General features: G+C 65.3%; 19 protein-coding genes and 1 tRNA gene. 12 read left to right on the top strand and 8 right to left on the bottom strand.

The window, feature by feature from the left end:
• Positions 1–160 precede the first annotated feature (160 nt).
• Positions 161–1,069, top strand: a complete 909-nt coding sequence (locus tag AXYL_RS27705) for a LysR family transcriptional regulator (RefSeq protein WP_013396194.1) — start codon at positions 161–163, stop codon at positions 1,067–1,069.
• 6 nt (positions 1,070–1,075) lie between these two features.
• On the opposite strand, the gene AXYL_RS27700 is transcribed toward AXYL_RS27705, so the two are convergent.
• The 4 genes from AXYL_RS27700 to mutM all read right to left on the bottom strand — a co-directional run bounded on the left by AXYL_RS27700 (position 1,076) and on the right by mutM (position 4,992).
• The gene (locus AXYL_RS27700; RefSeq protein WP_013396193.1) at positions 1,076–1,270 is read right to left on the bottom strand and encodes a DUF2783 domain-containing protein; all 195 of its coding nucleotides are present in this window, start codon (positions 1,268–1,270) and stop codon (positions 1,076–1,078) included.
• A 19-nt stretch (positions 1,271–1,289) separates the two neighbouring features.
• Complete coding sequence (locus tag AXYL_RS27695) at positions 1,290–2,960, bottom strand: FAD-dependent oxidoreductase (protein ID WP_013396192.1); 1,671 nt, start codon at positions 2,958–2,960, stop codon at positions 1,290–1,292.
• Positions 2,961–3,071: 111 nt separating this feature from the next.
• The gene (locus tag AXYL_RS27690; RefSeq protein ID WP_013396191.1) at positions 3,072–4,025 is read right to left on the bottom strand and encodes an MBL fold metallo-hydrolase; all 954 of its coding nucleotides are present in this window, start codon (positions 4,023–4,025) and stop codon (positions 3,072–3,074) included.
• A 139-nt stretch (positions 4,026–4,164) separates the two neighbouring features.
• Positions 4,165–4,992: a bifunctional DNA-formamidopyrimidine glycosylase/DNA-(apurinic or apyrimidinic site) lyase gene (mutM, locus tag AXYL_RS27685; protein ID WP_013396190.1), complete on the bottom strand. Its 828-nt coding sequence runs from the start codon at positions 4,990–4,992 to the stop codon at positions 4,165–4,167.
• Between mutM and AXYL_RS27680 the strand changes: the two genes are divergently transcribed.
• The 9 genes from AXYL_RS27680 to ychF all read left to right on the top strand — a co-directional run bounded on the left by AXYL_RS27680 (position 4,991) and on the right by ychF (position 13,056).
• On the top strand, positions 4,991–6,877 hold the full coding sequence (locus AXYL_RS27680; protein WP_041654355.1) for a tetratricopeptide repeat protein: 1,887 nt from the start codon (positions 4,991–4,993) through the stop codon (positions 6,875–6,877). The genes mutM and AXYL_RS27680 overlap by 2 nt on opposite strands.
• Before the next feature lie 53 nt (positions 6,878–6,930).
• The gene (gene lolB / locus AXYL_RS27675) at positions 6,931–7,473 is read left to right on the top strand and encodes a lipoprotein insertase outer membrane protein LolB (RefSeq protein WP_049797959.1); all 543 of its coding nucleotides are present in this window, start codon (positions 6,931–6,933) and stop codon (positions 7,471–7,473) included.
• A 72-nt stretch (positions 7,474–7,545) separates the two neighbouring features.
• A complete protein-coding gene (ispE, locus tag AXYL_RS27670) occupies positions 7,546–8,457 on the top strand; it encodes a 4-(cytidine 5'-diphospho)-2-C-methyl-D-erythritol kinase (RefSeq protein WP_013396187.1) in 912 nt (303 codons plus the stop codon).
• A gap of 1 nt (position 8,458) precedes the next feature.
• Positions 8,459–8,535, top strand: a tRNA-Gln gene (locus AXYL_RS27665).
• A 140-nt stretch (positions 8,536–8,675) separates the two neighbouring features.
• Positions 8,676–9,626 (top strand): ribose-phosphate pyrophosphokinase, encoded by a 951-nt coding sequence (locus AXYL_RS27660; RefSeq protein ID WP_006227587.1) that lies wholly within the window; start codon positions 8,676–8,678, stop codon positions 9,624–9,626.
• Between the two features lie 147 nt (positions 9,627–9,773).
• Positions 9,774–10,388 carry a 50S ribosomal protein L25/general stress protein Ctc gene (locus AXYL_RS27655; protein WP_013396186.1) on the top strand — a complete coding sequence of 205 codons (615 nt, stop codon included), beginning with the start codon at positions 9,774–9,776 and terminating at the stop codon, positions 10,386–10,388.
• A gap of 97 nt (positions 10,389–10,485) precedes the next feature.
• Entirely contained in the window at positions 10,486–11,082 is a 597-nt protein-coding gene (pth, locus tag AXYL_RS27650; protein ID WP_013396185.1) for an aminoacyl-tRNA hydrolase, read from the top strand.
• Complete coding sequence (locus AXYL_RS27645) at positions 11,082–11,867, top strand: type II CAAX prenyl endopeptidase Rce1 family protein (protein ID WP_013396184.1); 786 nt, start codon at positions 11,082–11,084, stop codon at positions 11,865–11,867. The genes pth and AXYL_RS27645 overlap by 1 nt, the downstream gene beginning before the upstream one ends.
• Before the next feature lie 97 nt (positions 11,868–11,964).
• Positions 11,965–13,056 (top strand): redox-regulated ATPase YchF, encoded by a 1,092-nt coding sequence (ychF, locus tag AXYL_RS27640; RefSeq protein ID WP_013396183.1) that lies wholly within the window; start codon positions 11,965–11,967, stop codon positions 13,054–13,056.
• Positions 13,057–13,288: 232 nt separating this feature from the next.
• On the opposite strand, the gene AXYL_RS27635 is transcribed toward ychF, so the two are convergent.
• The 4 genes from AXYL_RS27635 to AXYL_RS27620 form a co-directional block, all read right to left on the bottom strand.
• Positions 13,289–13,666: a hypothetical protein gene (locus AXYL_RS27635; protein WP_013396182.1), complete on the bottom strand. Its 378-nt coding sequence runs from the start codon at positions 13,664–13,666 to the stop codon at positions 13,289–13,291.
• A gap of 35 nt (positions 13,667–13,701) precedes the next feature.
• Positions 13,702–14,457: a sulfite exporter TauE/SafE family protein gene (locus tag AXYL_RS27630; protein ID WP_013396181.1), complete on the bottom strand. Its 756-nt coding sequence runs from the start codon at positions 14,455–14,457 to the stop codon at positions 13,702–13,704.
• 118 nt (positions 14,458–14,575) lie between these two features.
• Positions 14,576–15,022 (bottom strand): MarR family winged helix-turn-helix transcriptional regulator, encoded by a 447-nt coding sequence (locus AXYL_RS27625; protein ID WP_013396180.1) that lies wholly within the window; start codon positions 15,020–15,022, stop codon positions 14,576–14,578.
• Positions 15,023–15,025: 3 nt separating this feature from the next.
• Positions 15,026–16,624 carry an MDR family MFS transporter gene (locus AXYL_RS27620; protein ID WP_013396179.1) on the bottom strand — a complete coding sequence of 533 codons (1,599 nt, stop codon included), beginning with the start codon at positions 16,622–16,624 and terminating at the stop codon, positions 15,026–15,028.
• Between the two features lie 394 nt (positions 16,625–17,018).
• Here AXYL_RS27620 and AXYL_RS27615 point away from each other — a divergent pair, with 394 nt between their 5' ends.
• Together AXYL_RS27615 and AXYL_RS27610 are read left to right on the top strand one after the other, a co-directional pair.
• Positions 17,019–19,538 carry an AsmA family protein gene (locus AXYL_RS27615; protein WP_013396178.1) on the top strand — a complete coding sequence of 840 codons (2,520 nt, stop codon included), beginning with the start codon at positions 17,019–17,021 and terminating at the stop codon, positions 19,536–19,538.
• A complete protein-coding gene (locus AXYL_RS27610; protein WP_013396177.1) occupies positions 19,535–19,921 on the top strand; it encodes an MOSC N-terminal beta barrel domain-containing protein in 387 nt (128 codons plus the stop codon). The genes AXYL_RS27615 and AXYL_RS27610 overlap by 4 nt, the downstream gene beginning before the upstream one ends.
• The last annotated feature ends 21 nt before the right edge of the window (positions 19,922–19,942 follow it).

The following is a 19,942-nucleotide window of genomic DNA, read 5'->3' as shown; positions in this document are numbered from 1 at the left end:
TCCTGAGCGGCGGCGCGGTGCTTGGCCGCGCGGCCTGGTACGGGTGGCCGGTGCGGAAGATATCCGGGAGGCCGATATGCCATTGTCGGAAAAAAACCCCACCTCGGCTACGGGAATGTAAAAATAGAGACTATAAATTTTGTGAATAGTAGGGGTGCGTATGGCCGAGTTGCGCGATGTCGATCTGAATCTGCTGCTGCTGTTCCAGCACCTGCTGGAGGACCGCAATCTATCGGCGGTCGCGCGGCGCATGGACCTGTCGCAGCCCGCTGTCAGCAATGCGCTGCGGCGCCTGCGGGAAGCATTCGGCGATGACCTGTTCGTGCGCACGGCGCAGGGCATGTTGCCCACGCCGCGCGCGACACGACTGGCGGGCCCGGTCAGCGAGGCGCTGACCATGCTGTCGCAAGCCCTGAAAGACCAGGATGTCTTCGATGCCGCGACCAGCACGCGGCGCTTCCGGGTGGCGATGACGGACGTGGGCGAGATCCACTTCATGCCGCGCCTGATGGAGGTCTGCGTGCAGGTGGCGCCGCTGGTGCGCATCGATTCCGTGCGGGTGCAGGGACCGGATCTGCCGCGGGAAATGGAGGCCGGACGGGTGGATCTGGCGATCGGCGCGTTCGATGAAATGGGGGCGGGCACGCTGCAGCGCATGCTGTTTCGCCAGGGCTACGCTACCTTGTTCAGACAGGCGCATCCGACGGCGCACTCAGGTATGAGTCTCAAGGCTTTTCGGGCAGAGCGCCACCTTATCGTGTCGCGCGCGGCGCCCTACGGGCAGGTGAATCAGTCCATGGAGCGCGCCGGGGTGGACCTGGCGGAGCACTTCAGCGTGCCGCATTTTTCGGCCGTGCCGTACATCGTCAGCGCGACCGACTTGCTGGCCACCGTACCCGAAAAACTCGCTGCCAGCGCCGCGCCGCCGTTCGGCCTGCGTTTCATGACGCCGCCGATCAGAGTGCCGGCGCTGCAGACGAACATGTACTGGCAGCGCCGGGTCGACCGGGACAGCGGCAACCAGTGGTTGCGCGCGCTGATCGTCAATACGTTCGCGGTGGGAGCGTGAACGGGTCTACGGCGCCACCGACGCGCGCGCCTGGCGCAAGGCTTCGCGCAGCACGTCCATGTCGCCCAGGTGGTTGGCCAGCAGCAGGATCAGCGCCGCGTTGAGTTCCTGGCTTTGTTCGTTGGTGAGGTCGCGGTGGGTCTCGATCAGCGCTTCGTAGAAGTCGTCCGGCGAGACCAGGTTGGTTTCGGTAATCAGCATGATGGAGTGATCTCGAAGTTCAGGCGCGGCCCGTGGCGCGGCCGACTGCTGCGGCGACGGCGGCGGCATTGAAGGCGCGCCAGCGGCCGCAGACGTGTTGGTCGGGGCGGATCAGGTAGGCGGTGCCGGCCTGCGCGTCGTAGCGCTTGCGCAGGCAGCCTTCGCGGTCCGTCACGGCGGCCAAATCCCCGGGCAGCGCGGACAGGTCGCACTGCGGGCTGGCGACCAGCACGGCCTTGACCGGCACCGGCGCCATGCGCAGGGCCTGCAAGGCGAGCAGCATGTCCCGGTCGGGCAGTGCATCGCCGCAGAAAAGGGCCAGCACGAATTCGCCGTCCAGCTGCGCCAGCCACCAATCCTGCGCGTTCACGGGAGCATCCAGCGCCACCGCGCCCGGCACCATGCGGCCGCTGAAGGCGTCCGTGTCCGGGGTGTTCAGCGGCGAGCCGGCGTAGGTCGCGGGCAACGACAGGCGGCCGCTGTTGACCAGCGAGCGCGCGAAGGGATGGGTCTTGGCCAGATTCAGCACCGCATTGCGGAAGCTGCGGCTGATGTCGCTCTTGGGCGTGATGAAATCGGTGGCGCGCGATGAATTGAGGATGTTCTCGTCGGCGGCGTATTCGCGTTCGGCGGCGTAGCTGTCGATCAGCGTCTCGGGGGCCTGGCCGGCCAGCACCAGCTTCAGCTTCCAGGCCAGATTCTCCGCGTCCTGCACGCCGCTGTTGGCGCCCCGGGCGCCGAACGGCGACACGCGGTGGGCGGAGTCGCCCGCGAACACGACGCGGCCGTGGCGGAACTTGTCCATGCGTTCGCACGCAAAAGTGTAGACGCTGACCCATTCCAGCTCGAAGCGGGCGTCGGGGCCCAGCAAGGCGCGGATGCGCGGCAGCACGTTTTCAGGCTTGACGGCCTCGACCGGGTCGGCGTTCCAGCCCAGCTGGAAGTCGATGCGCCAGACGTTGTCGGGCTGGCGGTGCAGCAGCACGGACTGGTTGGGATGGAACGGCGGATCGAACCAGAACCAGCGCTCGGTCGGAAAATCCGCCTGCATCTTGACGTCGGCGATCAGGAAGCGGTCGCGGAAGATGCGGCCATGGCTTTCCTGGCCGATCAGCTTGCGCACCGGCGAACGCGCGCCGTCGCAGGCGATGAGCCAGTCGGCATGCAGCGCGTATGCGCCGTCGGGGGTCTCTACGTTCAGGACCACGCCGTCGTCGCGCTGCTCCACGCCGGCGACCTTGTTCTTCCAGCGTAGATCGATATTGGGTTCCCGCCGCGCCTGCTCGTACAGATAGCCTTCGGCGTAGTACTGCTGCAGGTTGATGAAGGCCGGGCGGCGGTGGCCGGGTTCGGGCAGCAGGTCGAAGCGCCACACTTCCTGTTCGCGGAAGAAGACCTTGCCCACGTTCCACGACACGCCTTTGTCGATCATGCGCTGGCCCACGCCCAGGCGGTCCCAGATTTCCAGTGTGCGCTTGGAGAAACAGATGGCGCGGGAACCGGTAGACAGGCGGAAGTCGTCGTCCAGCACCACCACGCGTACGCCCTGGCGGGCCAGATCCAGTGCGGTGGTCAGGCCGACCGGGCCGGCTCCCACCACCACGACCTGATGGCGCGCAAGCTCGCGGGCGGCCTGGTCGGCGTGTTTTTCATAGGCGAATTCCATCGCCTGAAAGTCGATGTCTCCCACGGTTGTCTCCTGTGTGGGTGATATTGTTTTTATGTCACGAAGCCGCGCGCTGCCTTGCGGCGTGCGATTCCGGTTGCAGCGGGGCAGGGCCGCCGTGGCGGCCCGTCGGGATCAGCCTTCCAGCTGCGCCCACATCTCCAGGTCGCGCTTGTCGGTCCAGATGCGCGGATGGGTGTGGCCGGTGGCCTCGTCATAGGCGCGCGACACGTCGAACGGCATGCAGTGGTCGAAGATCACCCAGTCGCTGTATCGCGGCTTCATGAAGTCGTAGACCTCGCGGTAGATGGTCTTCAGGTCCTTGCCTTCAGCCACGCCGCGGTTCACCGCGCCGTACAGATCGGTCAGGAAGGCGCGCGTGCCGGCCAAGCCCTGGCGGACTTCGGTGGCGTTCTTCAGCGCGGGGCCACGGCCCGGAACCATCTTCTCGGCTTCAAAGCTCGACAGGGCGTCCAGCGTGCTGGGCCAGTCGCGGAAATAGGCATCGCCGCAGTACGGCGTGGACTGGTATTCGACCAGGTCGCCGGCGAACAGGATCTTCTGCTCGGGCAGCCAGGCGATGGTGTCGCCCTTGGTGTGGCCGCGGCCCACTTGCAGCAGCTTGACTTCCAGGTTGCCCAGATTGACGGTCATTTCGCCCTTGAACGTCATCGTCGGCCAGACCAGGCCCGGCGGAATCGATTCGGCGTTGCGGAACAGGCGGGGGAAGCGGCCGATTTCGCTGGCCTTGTCCTGCTCGCCGCGTTCGGCGATCAGGTCGTAGGTGTCGCGGCTGGCCAGGATTTCCTGGGCGTCGTAGGCCGACGCGCCAAACACGCGCACGGCGTGGTAGTGCGACAGCAGGATGTACTTGATGGGCTTGTCCGTGACTTCGCGGATGCGGCGGATCACGTCTTGCGCCATGACCGGGGTGGCCTGGGTGTCGACCACCATGACGGCCTCGTCGCCGATGATCACGCCCGTGTTGGGGTCGCCTTCGGCCGTGTAGGCATAGGCGTTGTCGGACAGTTTTTCGAACGAGACGACCTTGTCGTCCAGGTCTGCGTGCGAGGCGAATTGCTTGCTCATGGAGGCTCCTTCCACTTTTATAGGAATAGGGTGTGTGGAAGGAATATAGCCCGACGTTAGTGTTTGTGCAATACGTTTGCTATAAACAAATGGCCTTGTTTTTACAGGGATTTCCCGCGGATTTTGGGGTCGGCTCCGGTCAGTTTCTTTGGCATTTCGGGCAGTAATAGGTGGCCCGCTGCCCCTGCACGATGCGCCGTATCGGGGTGGAGCAGACCCGGCAGGGCTGGCCCTCGCGCTCATAGACAGCGGCGTGGATCTCGAAGTAGGCGCCTGGTTCGCCGGTGGCCCCGACATAGTCGCGCAGCGTGCTGCCGCCCGAAGTCAGGGCGTCGGCCAGGGTGGCGCGCACCATGTCGGCCAGGCGCTCGCAGCGGGCGGGCGACAGCTTGTTGGCCGGCGTCTTGGGGTTGATGCGGGCGCGGAACAGGCTTTCCGACGCATAGATATTGCCCACGCCCACCACTGCCATGCCGGCCAGCAGCACCTGCTTGATGGCGGCGCTGTGATTCTTGAAGTGGCGGTGCAGCCAGGCGCCGTCGAAACGCGGGTCGAAGGGCTCGATGCCCAGCTTGGCCAGCAGGGGGTGGACATCGACGGGGCCATCGCTGGCGGGGTGCCACAACACCGCGCCGAAGCGCCGCGGGTCGTGCAGGCGCAGCACGGCTTCCTCGAAGATCCATTCGACGTGGTCGTGCTTGCGCAGGAACTCGCCAGGGGCGACGCTGCGCAGCGACCCGGACATGCCCAGATGCACGATCTGGGTGCCGTGTTCGAACCGCAGCAGCAGGTACTTGCCGCGGCGCGCGCATTCCAGCACCGCGCGGCCGGCGATCGTGGCCGGCAGATCCGGGGGGATGGGCCAGCGCATGCGGGATTCATGGATGACCAGCCGCGTCAGCGTCCGGCCGGTGATGACGGCGTCGATTCCTCGGCGCGTGGTTTCGACTTCAGGCAGTTCCGGCATGAGCCAGTGTAAGATCATTAATTGCGTGTACGAAGATTGTGCCATCAACCGGACGGGCCGCGTGAAGTCGTCTTTCAAACCTATAAATATCGGGATCGCCGCGCTAGCGCTTGCGCTGGCAGCAATACTGACCCCGCCGGCCCAGGCCGCCGACAGCCGGACGCGCGATGCGACCGGGCCACGGATGGCGCCTCAGAGCCGCCACCCTGAAACCGAAGTAATCCGGCTGCGCCCCGGGCAGTTGCCCTATGTCTCGCTGACCGCCGACATCTTTTACCGCGTGCTCGCGTCCGAGATCGCCGCGCAGCGCGGCATGTACGGCTCGGCGGCTACCACCATGCTGGGCCTGGCGCGAGATACCGGCGATCCGCGCCTGGCCCGCCGCGCCCTCGAATTCCAACTGGCCGGCGGCAACCTCCCTGGCGCCTTGGACGCCGCCCGGGTCTGGGCGCGCCTGTCCCCCAACGACGTGGAGGCCAGCTCCACTGAACTGGCGCTGGCCGCCGCCAACGGCCAGACCAAGGGGCTGTCGCAGGCCTTGCGCAACCGCATCGATTCCTCGCGCGACAAGCCGGCCGCTATCGGTCAGGCCTTGGCCGTGCTGAGCCGGTTGAATGACCGCCGCCTGGCCTTGCGCATCCTGGACGAATCCCTGAGCGACAACGTGCGCAAGCTGCCGGCCGCGCATCTGGCGCTGGCGGACGTGGCCTCCGCCTCTGGCGACTACACCCGCGCCGCGCAGGAGTCGCGTGCGGCCCTGGCTGCGGATCCGAAGTCGGAAGCCGCCGCGCTGCGTGTGCTTGAGTACGGCTACAGGGTGGACCCGCAGCGCGCGCAGACCGAAGCGCGTGCCTACATCGCCCGCAATCCCAACGCCCGCAAAGTGCGCCTGATGCTGGCCGGCCAATTGGCCGACAGCGGCGATTACAACGGCGCATTGGCTGAATTGCAGGCCATGTCGCGCCGTTCGCCGGAAGATTTCGACCTCTTGTTCATGCAGGCGCAACTGGCCTATAAGGCCGGGCAATTGCCGCAGGCCAAGAGTCTGCTGCAGCAGTATCTGGACGTGCAGCAGCAGCGCCAGCGGGCCACCGTGCCCGGCGCGACCGACGCCGGCGCTGCCGCCGCCGATGCCCATGTGCTGCTGGCCCGCATTGCCGAAGATCAGGGGCACTACGACGACGCCATCGCTGAACTGGGCCGCATCGACGACCCGACCCTGCGCTACTCGGTGCACATGCGCCAGGCCGCCTTGCGCGCCAAGAGCGGCCGCATCGACGACGCGCTGGCCATGATCGACGCCGCCGGTCCCCAGGACGAGGAAGAGCGCACGCTGGGCGTGCTGACCAAGGCCCAGATCCTGCGCGACGCCGACCGCGTGCAGCAGGCGGTGTCGGTGCTGGAAGCTGCCGATCAAGCGCTGCCCGACACGGTCGAGATCAAGTACGAACTGGCCATGCTGTACGAACGCCAGAACCGCCTGGCCGACCTGGAGCGCATGTTGCGCCAGGTCATTGCGCTGGACCCGGATCACGCGCACGCCTACAACGCGCTGGGCTACACGCTGGCCGATCACAACCAGCGCCTGCCCGAGGCCCTGGACCTGATCACGCAAGCGCTGGAGCTGGCCCCCAACGATCCGTTCATCCTCGACAGCATGGGCTGGGTCAAGTACCGCATGGGCGATTCAGCGGCCGCCGCCGACTACCTGCGGCGCGCCTATAGCGTGCGTCCGGAAGCCGACATCGCCGCTCACCTGGCTGAAGTCCTCTGGACCCAGGGCAAGCGCGACCAGGCTACGGAGCTGCTGCGCGCCGCGGTGGCGAAGGATCCCAAGAACAAGACGGTTCAGGATGTGGCCAAGCGCCTGGGGATCGGCCTGTGACGGCAGTTGTTCAACGCGTGTTCGGCGCAGCGGCGCCGCTGCGCTGGTTGCTGATGGCGATGTTGGCGGCGACGCTGGCCGCCTGCACCACGCCCAAGCCAATCGAAGGCGCCAGCGCCGACGCGTTCTCCCGTATCGGCCGCTTCGCCATCACCGTCAACGAGGAAAGCGGCAAGCAGAATGCCGTGCAGGGCGGCTTCTCGTGGTCGGATGACGGCCGCCACTATGTGCTGGACCTGACCAATCCCCTGGGCTCGACCGAGGCGCGCGTGGAAGGGCGGCCCGGCGCGGCCAGCCTGACCAAGGCCGACGGCACCCGCCTGGTCGCCGACAATCCCGATGCCCTGGCCGAGGAAGCGCTGGGCAGCAGCATGCCCGTGTCCGGCCTGCGCGATTGGCTGCGCGGCAAGCTGGCCGCCACGCCCGAGGCCACCGAGGTGTCCCGCGACGAGCTGGGCCGCCCGGCGGCTTTCGAGCAGGGCGGCTGGCGCGCGCGGTTGTCGCGCTACGACACGCTGGGTCCGCAATTGCTGGTGCTGGAACGCAAGGAGCCCGGTCGCCGCATCATGCTGCGCCTGGTCGTCAACCAGCCTTGAACAGCGGGCCGTGCCGGCTCGAAACCAGCGGTAGCCAGTAAAATCGGGCTACCGTTTTTTTTTCGCCCAGCCGTGACTCTCTACGACGTACCCGCTCCCGCCAAGCTGAATCTATTCCTGCACGTCGTGGGCCGGCGCGCCGATGGCTACCACCTGCTGCAGACCGTCTTCCGCTTCATCGACCTGTGCGACACCCTGCACTTCGACCTGCGCGCCGATGGCATCATCAGTCGCGCCACGGAGCTACCGGGCGTGCCTGAAGAGCAGGATCTGACCTTGCGCGCCGCGCACGCGCTGCAGCGGGCCACAGGCACGAAGCAGGGCGTGCAGATAGGCCTGGAAAAACGTATTCCGCAGGGTGGCGGCCTGGGAGGGGGCTCCAGCGATGCCGCCTCGGTGCTGATCGCCTTGAACAGGCTGTGGGGCACGGGGCTGTCGCGGCGCGAACTCATGGCGCTGGCCCTGCCCCTGGGGGCGGATGTGCCCGTGTTCGTCTTCGGGCAATCGGCTTTCGCCCAGGGCGTGGGCGAAGACCTGACTGCGGTGACGCTGCCTGAACGCGCCTACCTGGTGGCGCAACCGGACGCCAGCGTACCCACCCCACAAGTATTTTCCGCACCCGATTTGACAAGGGATTCTTCTTCCACCACAATAGCGGTCTTTCTTGCTTCGCCTACTTCCCGCTTCGGCAGGAATGATTTGGAGCCGGTGGTCTACCGTCTTTACCCAGAAGTACTTGGGGCATCGCGGTGGCTTGCTGAACAGGGAATCCTTCGTGGAACCCCAGTTCGCATGTCGGGATCTGGTGCGTGTTTATTCGCCGAATTTTCCGAACTCTCCGAAGCCGTTTTGGCAGAAGCAGAAATATCCGCTATAATGCGCGGCGCTGATAAAACATTCAGCCAAACGCATCCACGGTTTCGGTTAGTGCAGGCATGTACTGGGTTAGCTGAACATCCGTTGCGGAATTGGATTGCAAGATAGTTGGGGAGTCGCCAAGCTGGTTAAGGCACCGGATTTTGATTCCGGCATGCGAAGGTTCGAATCCTTCCTCCCCAGCCAACCGAATACATAAAAAAGCTGTTGAACACGCCTGTAAGACACTGGCCCGGGTTCAGCAGCTTTTTTATTTTCCGGGTCCGCTGGTGCATCACCTCGCATCACCTCGTTAGTGTCTTAAAACGACCATCGCATCATCCATCATGGCAAACGATAGCTTCATGATTTTCACGGGCACCGCCAACACTCGGCTGGCCGTGGACGTAGTCAACCACCTCGATATGTCCCTGGGCAAGATGACCGTCGGTCGCTTCTCGGACGGCGAAGTGATGGTCGAGATCAACGAGAACGTGCGCGGCAAGGACGTCTTCGTCCTGCAGCCCACCTGTGCCCCTACCAACGACAACCTGATGGAAATCATGGTGATGGTCGATGCCTTGCGCCGCGCTTCCGCTGGCCGCATCACCGCCGCGATTCCCTATTTCGGCTATGCCCGCCAGGACCGCCGCCCGCGCTCGGCGCGCGTGGCCATCTCGGCCAAGGTCGTGGCCAACATGCTGCAAGTGGCTGGCGTCGACCGAGTCCTGACCATGGACCTGCACGCCGACCAGATCCAGGGCTTCTTCGATATCCCCGTGGACAACATCTACGCGGGTCCGATCCTGCTGGGCGACATCTGGCGCCGCAATTTCTCGAACCTGGTCGTGGTGTCCCCGGACATCGGCGGCGTGGTGCGGGCCCGCGCGCTGGCCAAGCAGCTGGAAGCCGACCTGGCCATCATCGACAAACGCCGCCCGCGCGCCAACGTGTCGGAAGTGATGAACATCATCGGTGAAGTCGACGGCCGCACCTGCATCATCATGGACGACATGGTCGACACCGCCGGCACGCTGTGCAAGGCGGCCCAGGCCCTGAAGGACCGCGGCGCCGGCGCCGTTTACGCCTATTGCACGCACCCCGTGCTGTCGGGCGGCGCCATCGACCGCATCGAAGCGTCGGAACTGGACGAGCTGGTCGTCACCGACACCATTCCGCTCTCCGAGCAAGGCCAGGCCAGCGGCAAGATCCGCCAGCTGTCGTGCGCCGCGCTGCTGGGCGAGACCATCCTGCGTATCTCGAACGCGGAATCGGTCAGCTCGCTGTTCGTCGACTAAGACGCGGCGTCCCTCGGACGGGCAGTCCGGATACTGAGTTTTGCGCCTTGCTGGTCGCGGCAAGGCGCAACAAACACGGTGCGCATTTCGCGTGCCGTGCACTAATCGGCGAAGTCTCTTCGCCATTTATTGTTTTTGGAGTTTTCCATGAAATTCAATGCCACTGCGCGTAGCGTCCAGGGTTCGAGTGCGAGCCGCCGCCTGCGCCGCGCGGGCCGCGTTCCCGCCATCGTTTATGGCGGTACGGCTGCCCCCCTGAACATCGAACTCGACCACAACGAGATCTACCACGCCCTGCGCAAGGAAGAATTCCACGCGTCGATCCTGCAAATGGCGCTGGAAGGCGCAGCCAAGGAAGAGCAAGTCCTGCTGCGTTCGGTTCAATGGCACGCCTACAAGCCGCAAGTCCTGCACGTGGACTTCCAGCGCGTGGACGCCAACCAGGCCCTGCACACCAAGGTCCCGTTCCACTTCATCAACGCTGAAGTCTCGCCGGCTGTGAAGCTGGGCGGCGCCATCATCAGCCACGTCCTGACCGAACTGGAAGTCACCTGCCTGCCGGCAGCGCTGCCCCAGTTCATCGAAGTGGACCTGAAGGACCTGCTGCCTGGCGCATCGGTCCACCTGGCCGACATCAAGCTGCCCAAGGGCGTGACCTACGTGCCCCACGGCGGCGACGCCAACCCGCTGCTGGCCGCCACGGCCGTGGTCAAGGGCGGCGCTGCCGCTGACGAAGGCGCTGCCGAAGCTCCGGCCGCCTAAGTCCTGCCGGAAAGCCCCCGGGCTTTCCGCGGCTGGTACCCGAAACCCTGCGTGTGCATTTGCATGCGCAGGGTTTTTTGGTTTAAACACCCCCATCATGTCTACTCCTATACGCCTCATCGTGGGACTGGGTAATCCCGGCCCTGATTACGAAACCACCCGGCACAACGCCGGCTTCTGGCTGGCCGACCACCTGGCGGACGACTTGCGCGCTTCCTTTGCGCTGGAGAAGTCCTTTTTCGGCATGGTGGCCAAGTCCCGCCTGGGCGCGGACAACGTGCTGCTGTTGAAGCCCAACACCTACATGAACCGTTCCGGCCAGGCGGTCGGCGCGCTGGCCCGCTTCTACAAGCTGACGCCGGAGCAGGTGCTGGTGCTGCACGACGAGCTGGACCTGATGCCCGGCCAGGTGAAACTGAAGCAGGGCGGCGGCCATGCGGGCCACAATGGCCTGAAGGACATTCAGGCGGCGCTGGGCAGCCCCAACTTTTGGCGCCTGCGCATCGGCATCGGTCACCCGCGCACGCTGGGCCTGGCCCAGCAGGTGGCGGACTTCGTCCTGCATCCGCCACGTCGCGAAGAGCAGAAAGAAATCGAAGCGGTCATCGACCGTTGCCGCGCGGTGGTGCCGGCGATGCTGGCCGGCGATTTCCCCTTGGCCACGCGTCAGCTGCATAGCGGCAACGAGGCTTGATGACAGACCAGCGGCAATCGGTATCGGTGTCTGGCGGAAAACTGCGCTTTCGCAGCGAGGTCGCGGATTTCTGGCGTTTCATCCGTCACCCGCATCCGGCTTCGCGCCTGCCGGGCCGCGCAGCCGCGAGCGGCCTGGTGGCCGACTGGTGGCCGGGCCTGGGGCCGGGCCGCCTGCTGGCCTGGGCTGCGCTGCTGTGGGCCGTGAACCTGTTCGCCCTGGGGCCTGTTGCCGTGGCCGCGGCCGGCCTGGGTGGCGTCACGCATCGGCTTGATCCCACCAACATTCCCTGGCTGACTGCCGTGATCTGGGCGCCGTTGGTCGAAGAAATTCTGTTCCGCTATGGCTTGCGCCGCCCCAGGCAGGCGCTGTGGTTGATCCCGGCGATGGTGCCCGTGGTGCTGTGGGGGCCCAAGGTCTGGACCGGCCTGCTGCTGGCCGCATTCGTCATCCTGGCATGCTGGGGCGCGCGCCAGCGCGCCGAACCGCTGCAAGGCTGGGACACCACCTGGCGGCGCTATTACCTGCAGCACTTCGGCCTGGTGTTCCACTTGGTCGCGCTGAGCTTCGCCGCGGTGCACCTGACCAACTTCGTCTACAGCAAGACGCCGTATTGGCTGTTGCCGCTGCTGGTGCTGCCGCAATGGCTGACGGGCCTGGTGCTGGGCTGGATGCGCGTGCGGCGCGGAATCGGTGCGGCCATCCTGCTGCACTCCGCTTTCAATGCCGGCCCTATTTTGATGATCTGGATCATCATGCGCTGGATCCCGGCCGCCGCGACTTAACCGGGGCCGCAACGGCCGCCGCCCCGGCGGGGCTCGAGCGCCCGGCCAGGGTAAACTAGAACGTTAACGATCAATACCGTACTTACACAGGATTCCCATGGCTCTGCAATGCGGCATCGTCGGCCTGCCCAACGTAGGCAAATCGACACTCTTCAACGCTCTGACCCGCGCCGGCATCGCCGCCGAGAACTATCCGTTCTGCACCATCGAGCCCAACGTCGGTGTGGTCGAAGTGCCGGATCCGCGCCTGCAGAAGCTGGCTGAAATCGTCAAGCCCGAACGCATCCTGTCCGCCACCGTCGAATTCGTCGACATCGCGGGCCTGGTTGCCGGCGCGAGCAAGGGCGAAGGCCTGGGCAACCAGTTCCTCTCGCACATCCGCGAAACCGACGCCATCGTCAACGTGGTGCGCTGCTTCGAAGATCCCAACGTGATCCACGTGGCCGGCAAGGTCGATCCCATCGCCGACATCGAAGTCATCGAGACCGAACTGGCCCTGGCCGACCTGCAGACCGCTGAAAAGGCCCTGCAGCGCCATCAGAAGACGGCGCGCTCGGGCGACAAGGAATCGCAACGCATCGTGGCCGTGCTGGAAAAGTGCATCGCCCAGCTGAACGAAGCCAAGCCGATCCGCGCGCTGGACCTCACGACCGAGGAAAAGGCCGATATCGCCCAGCTCTGCTTCATCACCGCCAAGCGCGCGATGTACGTGGGCAACGTGGCCGACGACGGCTTCACCAACAATCCGCTGCTGGACCGCCTGAGCGAGTTCGCCGCCGCGCGCAACGCGCCCGTGGTCGCCATCTGCGCCGCCATCGAATCCGAAATCGTCGACCTCGACGACGCCGACCGCCAAGCCTTCTTGTCCGATATGGGCATGGAAGAACCCGGCCTGAACCGCCTGATCCGCGCCGCCTTCAAGCTGCTGGGCCTGCAGACCTACTTCACCGCGGGCGTGAAGGAAGTGCGCGCCTGGACCGTGCCGATCGGCGCCACCGCGCCCCAGGCCGCCGGCGTCATCCACACCGACTTCGAACGCGGCTTCATTCGCGCCCAGACCATCGCCTACGAAGATTTCATCACCTACAAGGGCGAGCAGGGCGCCAAGGAAGCGGGCAAGATGCGCGCGGAAGGCAAGGAATACATCGTGCAGGATGGGGACGTGATGAACTTCTTGTTCAACGTCTAAGCGAAGCTGAACGTTTCGCCATGCACCCCAAAGATTGGACCCCGGTCCGATCTTTGGGGTGTTTTTCATGGTGCAGCGCCAGGAGCAATGCGCGCCGCTCGCGTCCCGGAAGGGCTTTGCGGGAAAGGCATGAAGGGTGAGACCATGAGTAGTTGCGGCGAATGGGCTGGTTATTCGCCGCAAATCATGCGGTGAATAGCGGGCTGACCGGTAGCGGCCGAGTTGAACCGCATCAGCAGATAGCTTGACCGCACAGACGTAAGTTTTCAAGCGGCACCCAGCCCGCCTCGCCGTCTATGAGCCTGACCGCCCATACCCATCCATTCAATTCGCGTTCACCGCGCAACATGTCGCCTTCCGCGACATCCAATTCCTTGTTGGTGAAATCCTCCAGCATCGTAGCGCTGCCGTCGGCATGGCGGTCCAGGAATTGCGCCGGCACGAAGCCGGCCTCCTGATTCGCGGGCGTGCAGTGATACCAGTCGGGCCAACCCTCGGGGCCATCGTACCGCTCACCAACTGCCACGCGATCTCCTTTGCGTACGAACATGGGCTCGGGAAATTCGCTGGCATGGGCCTGGATGACGAGGTAGTGACGATCGGGATTCATGGGTATTCCTTGTCCGTGCTGTTGCATGCACGGAACTATGCCACGCGCGCCAGCAGCCGCGGCACTGCCGACGCCAGCAAGGCAACCCCCGATCCCGTCAGCAAGCCCAGCACGATCTGCCGGAAGCGCGCTTCGCTGATGCCTATGTAAAGCTTCGCGCCCAGCAACACCGGCACCAGCATGGCGGCGGCGACGATGGCGAACATGGGCAGCATGGCGCGCGTGACGATGCCGCTTGCCAGATACGTGCCCATGGTCACCAGCAGCATGGACAGGTTGAAGTTCTGGATGATGGCGCGTTGCGCGTCCTTGTCGAAGCCGCGCAGGGTGCACCACAAGGTGGGCAGCGTGCCCGTGAAGCCGCCGATGCCGCCCAGCACGCCGCCGGCCATGCCGACGGCCGCGTCGGCGGCGCGGCCGCCCGCGGAGATCTTCGGCAGGTTCTTGGCGTACAGCATGGCGGGACACCAGATCACCAGCAGCGCGCCGAGGATGGTCTTGAACCAGTCCATGTCCAGGCGCGGCAGCAGCGCCACGCCCAGCGGAATGCCGAACAGGCCGCCGACCACGAAAGGCAGCAATCGCGACAGGTCGAAGCCGCGCCGCACGGTGATGGCGGCGAGGATCTGTCCGACCAGGGCGCCGAAGACCGCGAGCGTCGCGGCCAGGCGCGGATCCAGCACCCAGGCCCAGAACGACATCGCCACCAGGCCGAACGCAAAGCCCGACAGGCCCTGCACGAAGCCCGCGATGACCGCGCCCAGGGTAACCACCAGATATACAGAATCCATTTGCCGCCTCTTTGTTCTTATGTGGGGGAACGGCCTGTATTCTGGATGATCCCGACTCCTCGCGAATCGCATTTGGCTATGGGCCGATACCGCTCTTCTTATGGCGGCGCTGCCTGTTCTAGTTTGGCGCTTTGTCCGCCCCAGCCCGCAGGAAATTCGCCTCCAGCACGCTCAGCACGCGATTCAACGTATCGATATCCGCAGCCGACAAGCCCTTGAGCGATTCCTCGAAAAAGGCGGCCCGCTTGGGCAAGGCGTCATCCACCACGGCCTGGCCGGCGGGCGTGAGGTTGGCGTTGGTCAGGCGGTTGTCTTGCGGGTCCACTGCGCGCGCGATCCAGCCCAGCTTTTCCATGGCCTGCAACTGGCGCGTGAGCGATGCGGGGTCGAGCCGGCAGCGTTCGGCCAGATGCTTCTGCGAACACTGGCCGCATTCATGCAGCGCCAGCAGGATGCGCCAGCGGGGCAGGGCGTGGCCGACCGTGCTACTGAACGCGCTCTGCATGCCGCGGTAGGCCTGTCCCATGTGCTGGATGACCTGCAAGCCTTGTTGTTGTTTGGGCAAAAGCTATTCTCCGACGCCGGCCGGCTCTGATTTGGAGGGGCGGATCAACTGGACCGGCGGCACGCGCCGCACGCACCAGAGCGCGAACACCGCAACCGCCAGGGCGATCAGTTGCCCTTCGTGGATGGCGCCGACGAGCGCGATGCGCGCGATCTCGATCAGCGAGGTCCCGTCCTGGCCTTGATGCGCCAATTGTGCCAGGAACTGCGTCTGGGCCTGGGGATTGACCAGCATTTGCGGGTCGTTCAGCTCGGGCAGCCAGCGGGCGGAAGCGCCGCGCAGCGTGGATTCGACGCCGCTGAAATAGCTGTGGCTGACCATGGTGCCGACGATCGCCGTGCCCAGCATGCCGCCTATCATGCGCAGCGATTGCAGCAACGCGGTGGCGATGCCCAGGTGGCTGCGGCCGGCGGTCTGCTGCGCGAAGACCGTCAGGTTGGGCATGATGAAGCCCATGCCCAGGCCGGCCATCAGCATGTATGCGGCGATGAGCGCATGTGACGTATAGCTATGGGTGGTGACGATCCCCAGGCACGAGAGCGCCATCAGGATGAAGCCCGCGTACAGCATGCAGTTGGGATTGCGGATGCGGGTGATGATGCGGCCGTTGATGATGCTGCCCACGGTGATGAAGACCACCATGGGCGTGATGAGCAGGCCCGCGTCCTGGGGCGACAGCCCGAAGCCGCCCTGCAGCAGCAGCGGCGCGTAGAACAGCAGCGAGTACATGGTCACGCCCACCAGCAGGGCCAGCGTGAAGAGCATGGCCAGGCCGCGGTTGCGGAACATGTCCAGCGGCAGTAGCGGATGCGGGCAGCGTCGTTCCCACCAGAGCAGCACGGCGAAGGCGATCGCGCTGCCCACGCCCAGCAGCATGATGGACCCGCTCAGCCCTTCCTTGGGCAGCAATTCGACCAGCAGTTGCAGGCTGCCCAGCGCCAGGGCGATGAGCAGCGCGCCCTGCCAGTCCAGCCGTACGCGGCCGGTCGTGTGGTTGCGCAGGTGCGGCAGATAGCGGGTGACGAACCACAGGCCGAGTATGCCGATGGGCAGGTTGACGTAGAACACCGAGCGCCAGCCGTAGTGCTCAGTCAGCGCGCCGCCCAGGGTCGGCCCCACGGCGTTGGCGATGCCGAAGGCGGAGCTCAGCATGACCTGCCAGCGCAGCCGCACGTGGGGATCGGGAAACAGGTCGGGGATGGACGCGAACGCCGTGCCTACCAGCATGCCGCCGCCTATGCCTTGCAGGGCGCGGGCCAGGACCAGCGTGAACATGCTGTCGGCCGCGCCGCACAGCACCGAGGCCAGGGTGAACAGCACAATGGCCGCCACCACGAACGGCTTGCGCCCGTAGTAATCGCCCAAGCGGCCGAAGATGGGCACGGTGATGACGGAAGTCAGCAGGTAAGAGGTCGCTACCCATGCATACAGTTCGAAGCCCTTGAGTTCGGCCACAATGGTCGGAAGCGCGGTGCCGACCACGGTCTGGTCGATCGCGACCATCATCATGACGAAGCACATGCCCAGCATGGCGAGCAGGGTCTGGCGGAAAGGGAGCACCTGGCCGGGCGAATGCGGGGTGCTGGGAGCGGGGGCGGACATTGCTGGATCTATCAATGATTGATGTGTCAATCATTCTAGCCCTACAATCCCTCAGACAGAAAGTTGTCAGGTCCGGGCCGGATTTCGAGGCGCGGGGGCGATGGGGATAGTGCTGATTTTGCGCAGCCTTGCCCGGCGGCCGGCGCGAAGCCAGCCTGATTTGTTACGATAGCGCTATCTGTACGCTGGCCTAGCCGGCGTCTTCATCAGGCTTTCCTTGGCAGATTCCCCTTTTCGGCGCTGCGGCCTCAGGCTCGGCTTGAGACAGGGCACGCCCTGAAAGGCCCATGGCTTCATAGGCCAGGCGGTTTTTCCGCTGACAAAGCACCTTCCGCGCGCCTGGCGCTGCGGACGGCATTCAAGGATTTCCAGTCGAGGTACCGACGGGGCAGCAATGAAAACGTGGTTCAAGCGCATTTTGATAGGCCTGGTAGTGTTGGTTGTCGTGGCCGTCGTTGGCCTGGCCATCTTCTTGCTGACATTCGACCCCAACGCGTACAAGTACAAGCTGGAAGAGCTTGTCCAGCAACGCTATCAACGCACGTTGACGATCGACGGCGAGATCGAGCTGTCGCTCTTCCCGCGCATCGGCCTGTCGGTGCAGGGCGTGTCGCTGTCCGAGCCCAATAGTCCGGAAACTTTCGCTTCCATCGACAGCACCCGCCTGGCGGTTGCGGTGTGGCCGCTGCTGTCCAACAGCTTTGTGGTGGACCACGTGGCCATCACCGGCTTCAAGGCCCGTGTGATGCGGGACAAGCAGGGCCAGTTCAATTTCAGCAATCTCGTGGGCGGCACCGCGCCGATCACGGCGGCGCCGGCCAATCCCGCCGAAGCCTTGGCGGGCGCGGCGCAGAGCGCGGTGCAGGCCCCGGCCAACGGCAACCTGCCGCAGCCGCGCAACAACATGCAGATCGACATCGCCGGGCTGGACCTGAAGGACGGCCAGGTGCAGCTGCAGGACGCCATCACCGGCATGGCGGTGGCGGTCACCAAGATCAACGCCAACACCGGCCGCGTCACCTTCAATCAGCCGTTTGACGTGCGCATGACCGCGCGCGTCGAGGGCGGCAATCCACGCGTGGACGCCAATCTGACTGGTCAGGCCCTGTTGACGCTGGATCCGTCCGCCAAGCGCTATGCGGCGCAGAAACTGGACCTGCGCATGGACGGCAAGCTGCCGGGCGCCGAAGCCAAGAGCCTGGCGGTGCGCGGCAATCTGGCCTTCAATGGGCAGAAATCGGCGCTCGATATCGCCGGCCTGGAGGTCGTGTTCCAGGGCGACGTCACCGATCCCGCCGCCCGGGCCACCAATGTGGACGCCAGCGTCGCCATTCCCAAACTGGCGATCGACCCCCACAAGAGCCAGTTGCAGATCGAAAAGCTGGCCATCCGCGCCAAGGGTGGCGTGGCTGACGGTCCCTTCGAATTCGCCGTGGACGCGCCCGCGCTCAACATCTCGCCGGCCTCGGCCACGGGAGAAGCGCTCACGGGCCGCGTGCGCATCAGCGGCCTGGACGCGAGCTTCGGCTTGAACGGCATCAGCGGCAACGCCGGCGAACTGGATATCAAGGAAGCCAAGCTGGACAGCACGTCCAAGAACGGCGAACGGATCGTCAAGCTGAACTTCGCCTCGCCGTTGTCCCTGAACCTGCTGCAGCGCAGCGGCGGCCTGTCCGGCCTGCGCGGCGACGTCAACATTACCGATCCCGGCTTGCCCAAGGGCAGCCTGCAGATCCCGGTGATCGGCAGCGTGACGGCGGACCTGTTGAAGGATCAGGCCACCAGCAAGATCAACGCGGTGCTGGAAGGCGGCAAGTTCGACCTGAGCGCGGACATTACCAAGCTGAGCGACTCGCCGAAGGTGAATTTCGCGCTGGTGGTGGACACGCTGGACCTGGATAAGCTGGTGCCGCCCGCGGCGGCAACGCCTGCGCAGCCCGCGGCCAAGCCGCCCGCCGAAGCCAAGAAGGAAGAAGGCAAGCCGGCGCAACCTGCCCCGGCGCCGGCTGCCGCCAAGCCGGTCGACGATACGATCGACCTGTCGGCGCTGATCGGCCCCAGCGTCAACGGCACGATCAAGGTCGGCAAGTTGGTCGTGCGTGGCCTGAAGGCCGATGACGTCGGCGCCGCGGTCAAGCTGGACAAGGGCAAGTTGGACATTTCCAGCCTGACGGCCGGCCTCTACGGCGGCAAGCTGGCGGGCAACCTGTCGGTGGACGCCGCGCAGGGCAACCAGCTGGCCACCAAGATGTCGCTGGCCGGAATCGCCATCGAACCGTTCCTGATGGACCTGGCGCGCCAGAACGTGCTGAGCGGCACGGGCAGCCTCGCGCTGGACCTGAAGACGGCGGGCGCCAACGCCTATGCCATGAAGAGCGGCCTGGGCGGCACCATGCAATTGCGCCTGCGCGATGGCGCGGTCAAGGGCATCAACCTGACGCAGACGCTGCGCGAGCTGAAGGCCGCCTTCAAGCCCGAATCGCAGAACGAAACCGTCGCCTCCGACACCAGCAAGCAGACGGAATTCTCCGAGATGGACGCAGACCTGGCCTTCACCAAGGGCGTGGCTGCGGTAAAGCGCCTGAACGTGGTGTCGCCCCTGCTGCGCGTGACGCAAGGCGAACCGGCCACCATAGACTTCGTCAAGAGCGAGCTGGACCTGGTGGCGCGTGCGCGCGTCGTCAACCCGGCGGCCAACCCGGAAGGCAAGGAACTGATAGACCTGAAGGACGTAACCATTCCCGTGCACGTCAAGGGCCCGTTCGACAAGCCGACCTACACCGTTCTGTGGAAGGACGCCATCGGCGGCATTCTGCAGCGCAGCCTGGAAAACAAGCTGCGCGAAGCGGTGACGGGCAAGGGCAAGGGCGGCGCGGCCGTCGACAAAGCTTTGAAGGGATTGCTGGGCAAATGAACGCCGGACACTTCCAACCCGTGGCCGAGTGCGGCGCCACCACGCAGGCCGAGGCCGCGGGCTACCACCGGCAATGGCTGATCGCCAATGATTCAGGGCAGTGGCTGAATCGCGCCCTGTGTCCGCGGCTGGCCGAGGTCTCGGTCGAACTACGGCTGGGCTACCTGGTGCTCAAGGCGCCGGGCATGTTGCGCATGGATATTCCGCTGGACGTCATCGAAGACGACGACAGCGTGCGCTACAGCATGAAGGTGGGCGAGCAGGTGGTCGACGTGATCGACGAAGGGGAACTGGCCGCGGCCTGGATCTCCAACTTCGTGCAGGTGCCTTGCCGCATCATGAAGGTGCATCCCGACACGCCGGTGGCCGCCTGGCCTGCCTGAATAGGCCCAGGCGCGCTTCGG

It is taken from the genome of Achromobacter xylosoxidans A8, assembly GCF_000165835.1.
In the GTDB taxonomy this organism is placed as follows: domain Bacteria; phylum Pseudomonadota; class Gammaproteobacteria; order Burkholderiales; family Burkholderiaceae_B; genus Achromobacter; species Achromobacter xylosoxidans_B.
Note: the sequence above shows the minus strand (reverse complement) of the source record. Positions and strands in the feature narration are given on the sequence as shown.

Coding starts and splice junctions, on each gene's coding strand:
- AXYL_RS27705 (WP_013396194.1), top strand. CDS start 161: ATGGCCGAGTTGCGCGATGTCGATCTGAATCTGCTGCTGCTGTTCCAG.
- AXYL_RS27700 (WP_013396193.1), bottom strand. CDS start 1,270: ATGCTGATTACCGAAACCAACCTGGTCTCGCCGGACGACTTCTACGAA.
- AXYL_RS27690 (WP_013396191.1), bottom strand. CDS start 4,025: ATGAGCAAGCAATTCGCCTCGCACGCAGACCTGGACGACAAGGTCGTC.
- AXYL_RS27680 (WP_041654355.1), top strand. CDS start 4,991: ATGAGCCAGTGTAAGATCATTAATTGCGTGTACGAAGATTGTGCCATC.
- mutM (WP_013396190.1), bottom strand. CDS start 4,992: ATGCCGGAACTGCCTGAAGTCGAAACCACGCGCCGAGGAATCGACGCC.
- lolB (WP_049797959.1), top strand. CDS start 6,931: ATGGCGATGTTGGCGGCGACGCTGGCCGCCTGCACCACGCCCAAGCCA.
- AXYL_RS27660 (WP_006227587.1), top strand. CDS start 8,676: ATGGCAAACGATAGCTTCATGATTTTCACGGGCACCGCCAACACTCGG.
- AXYL_RS27655 (WP_013396186.1), top strand. CDS start 9,774: ATGAAATTCAATGCCACTGCGCGTAGCGTCCAGGGTTCGAGTGCGAGC.
- pth (WP_013396185.1), top strand. CDS start 10,486: ATGTCTACTCCTATACGCCTCATCGTGGGACTGGGTAATCCCGGCCCT.
- AXYL_RS27645 (WP_013396184.1), top strand. CDS start 11,082: ATGACAGACCAGCGGCAATCGGTATCGGTGTCTGGCGGAAAACTGCGC.
- ychF (WP_013396183.1), top strand. CDS start 11,965: ATGGCTCTGCAATGCGGCATCGTCGGCCTGCCCAACGTAGGCAAATCG.
- AXYL_RS27635 (WP_013396182.1), bottom strand. CDS start 13,666: ATGAATCCCGATCGTCACTACCTCGTCATCCAGGCCCATGCCAGCGAA.
- AXYL_RS27630 (WP_013396181.1), bottom strand. CDS start 14,457: ATGGATTCTGTATATCTGGTGGTTACCCTGGGCGCGGTCATCGCGGGC.
- AXYL_RS27620 (WP_013396179.1), bottom strand. CDS start 16,624: ATGTCCGCCCCCGCTCCCAGCACCCCGCATTCGCCCGGCCAGGTGCTC.
- AXYL_RS27615 (WP_013396178.1), top strand. CDS start 17,019: ATGAAAACGTGGTTCAAGCGCATTTTGATAGGCCTGGTAGTGTTGGTT.
- AXYL_RS27610 (WP_013396177.1), top strand. CDS start 19,535: ATGAACGCCGGACACTTCCAACCCGTGGCCGAGTGCGGCGCCACCACG.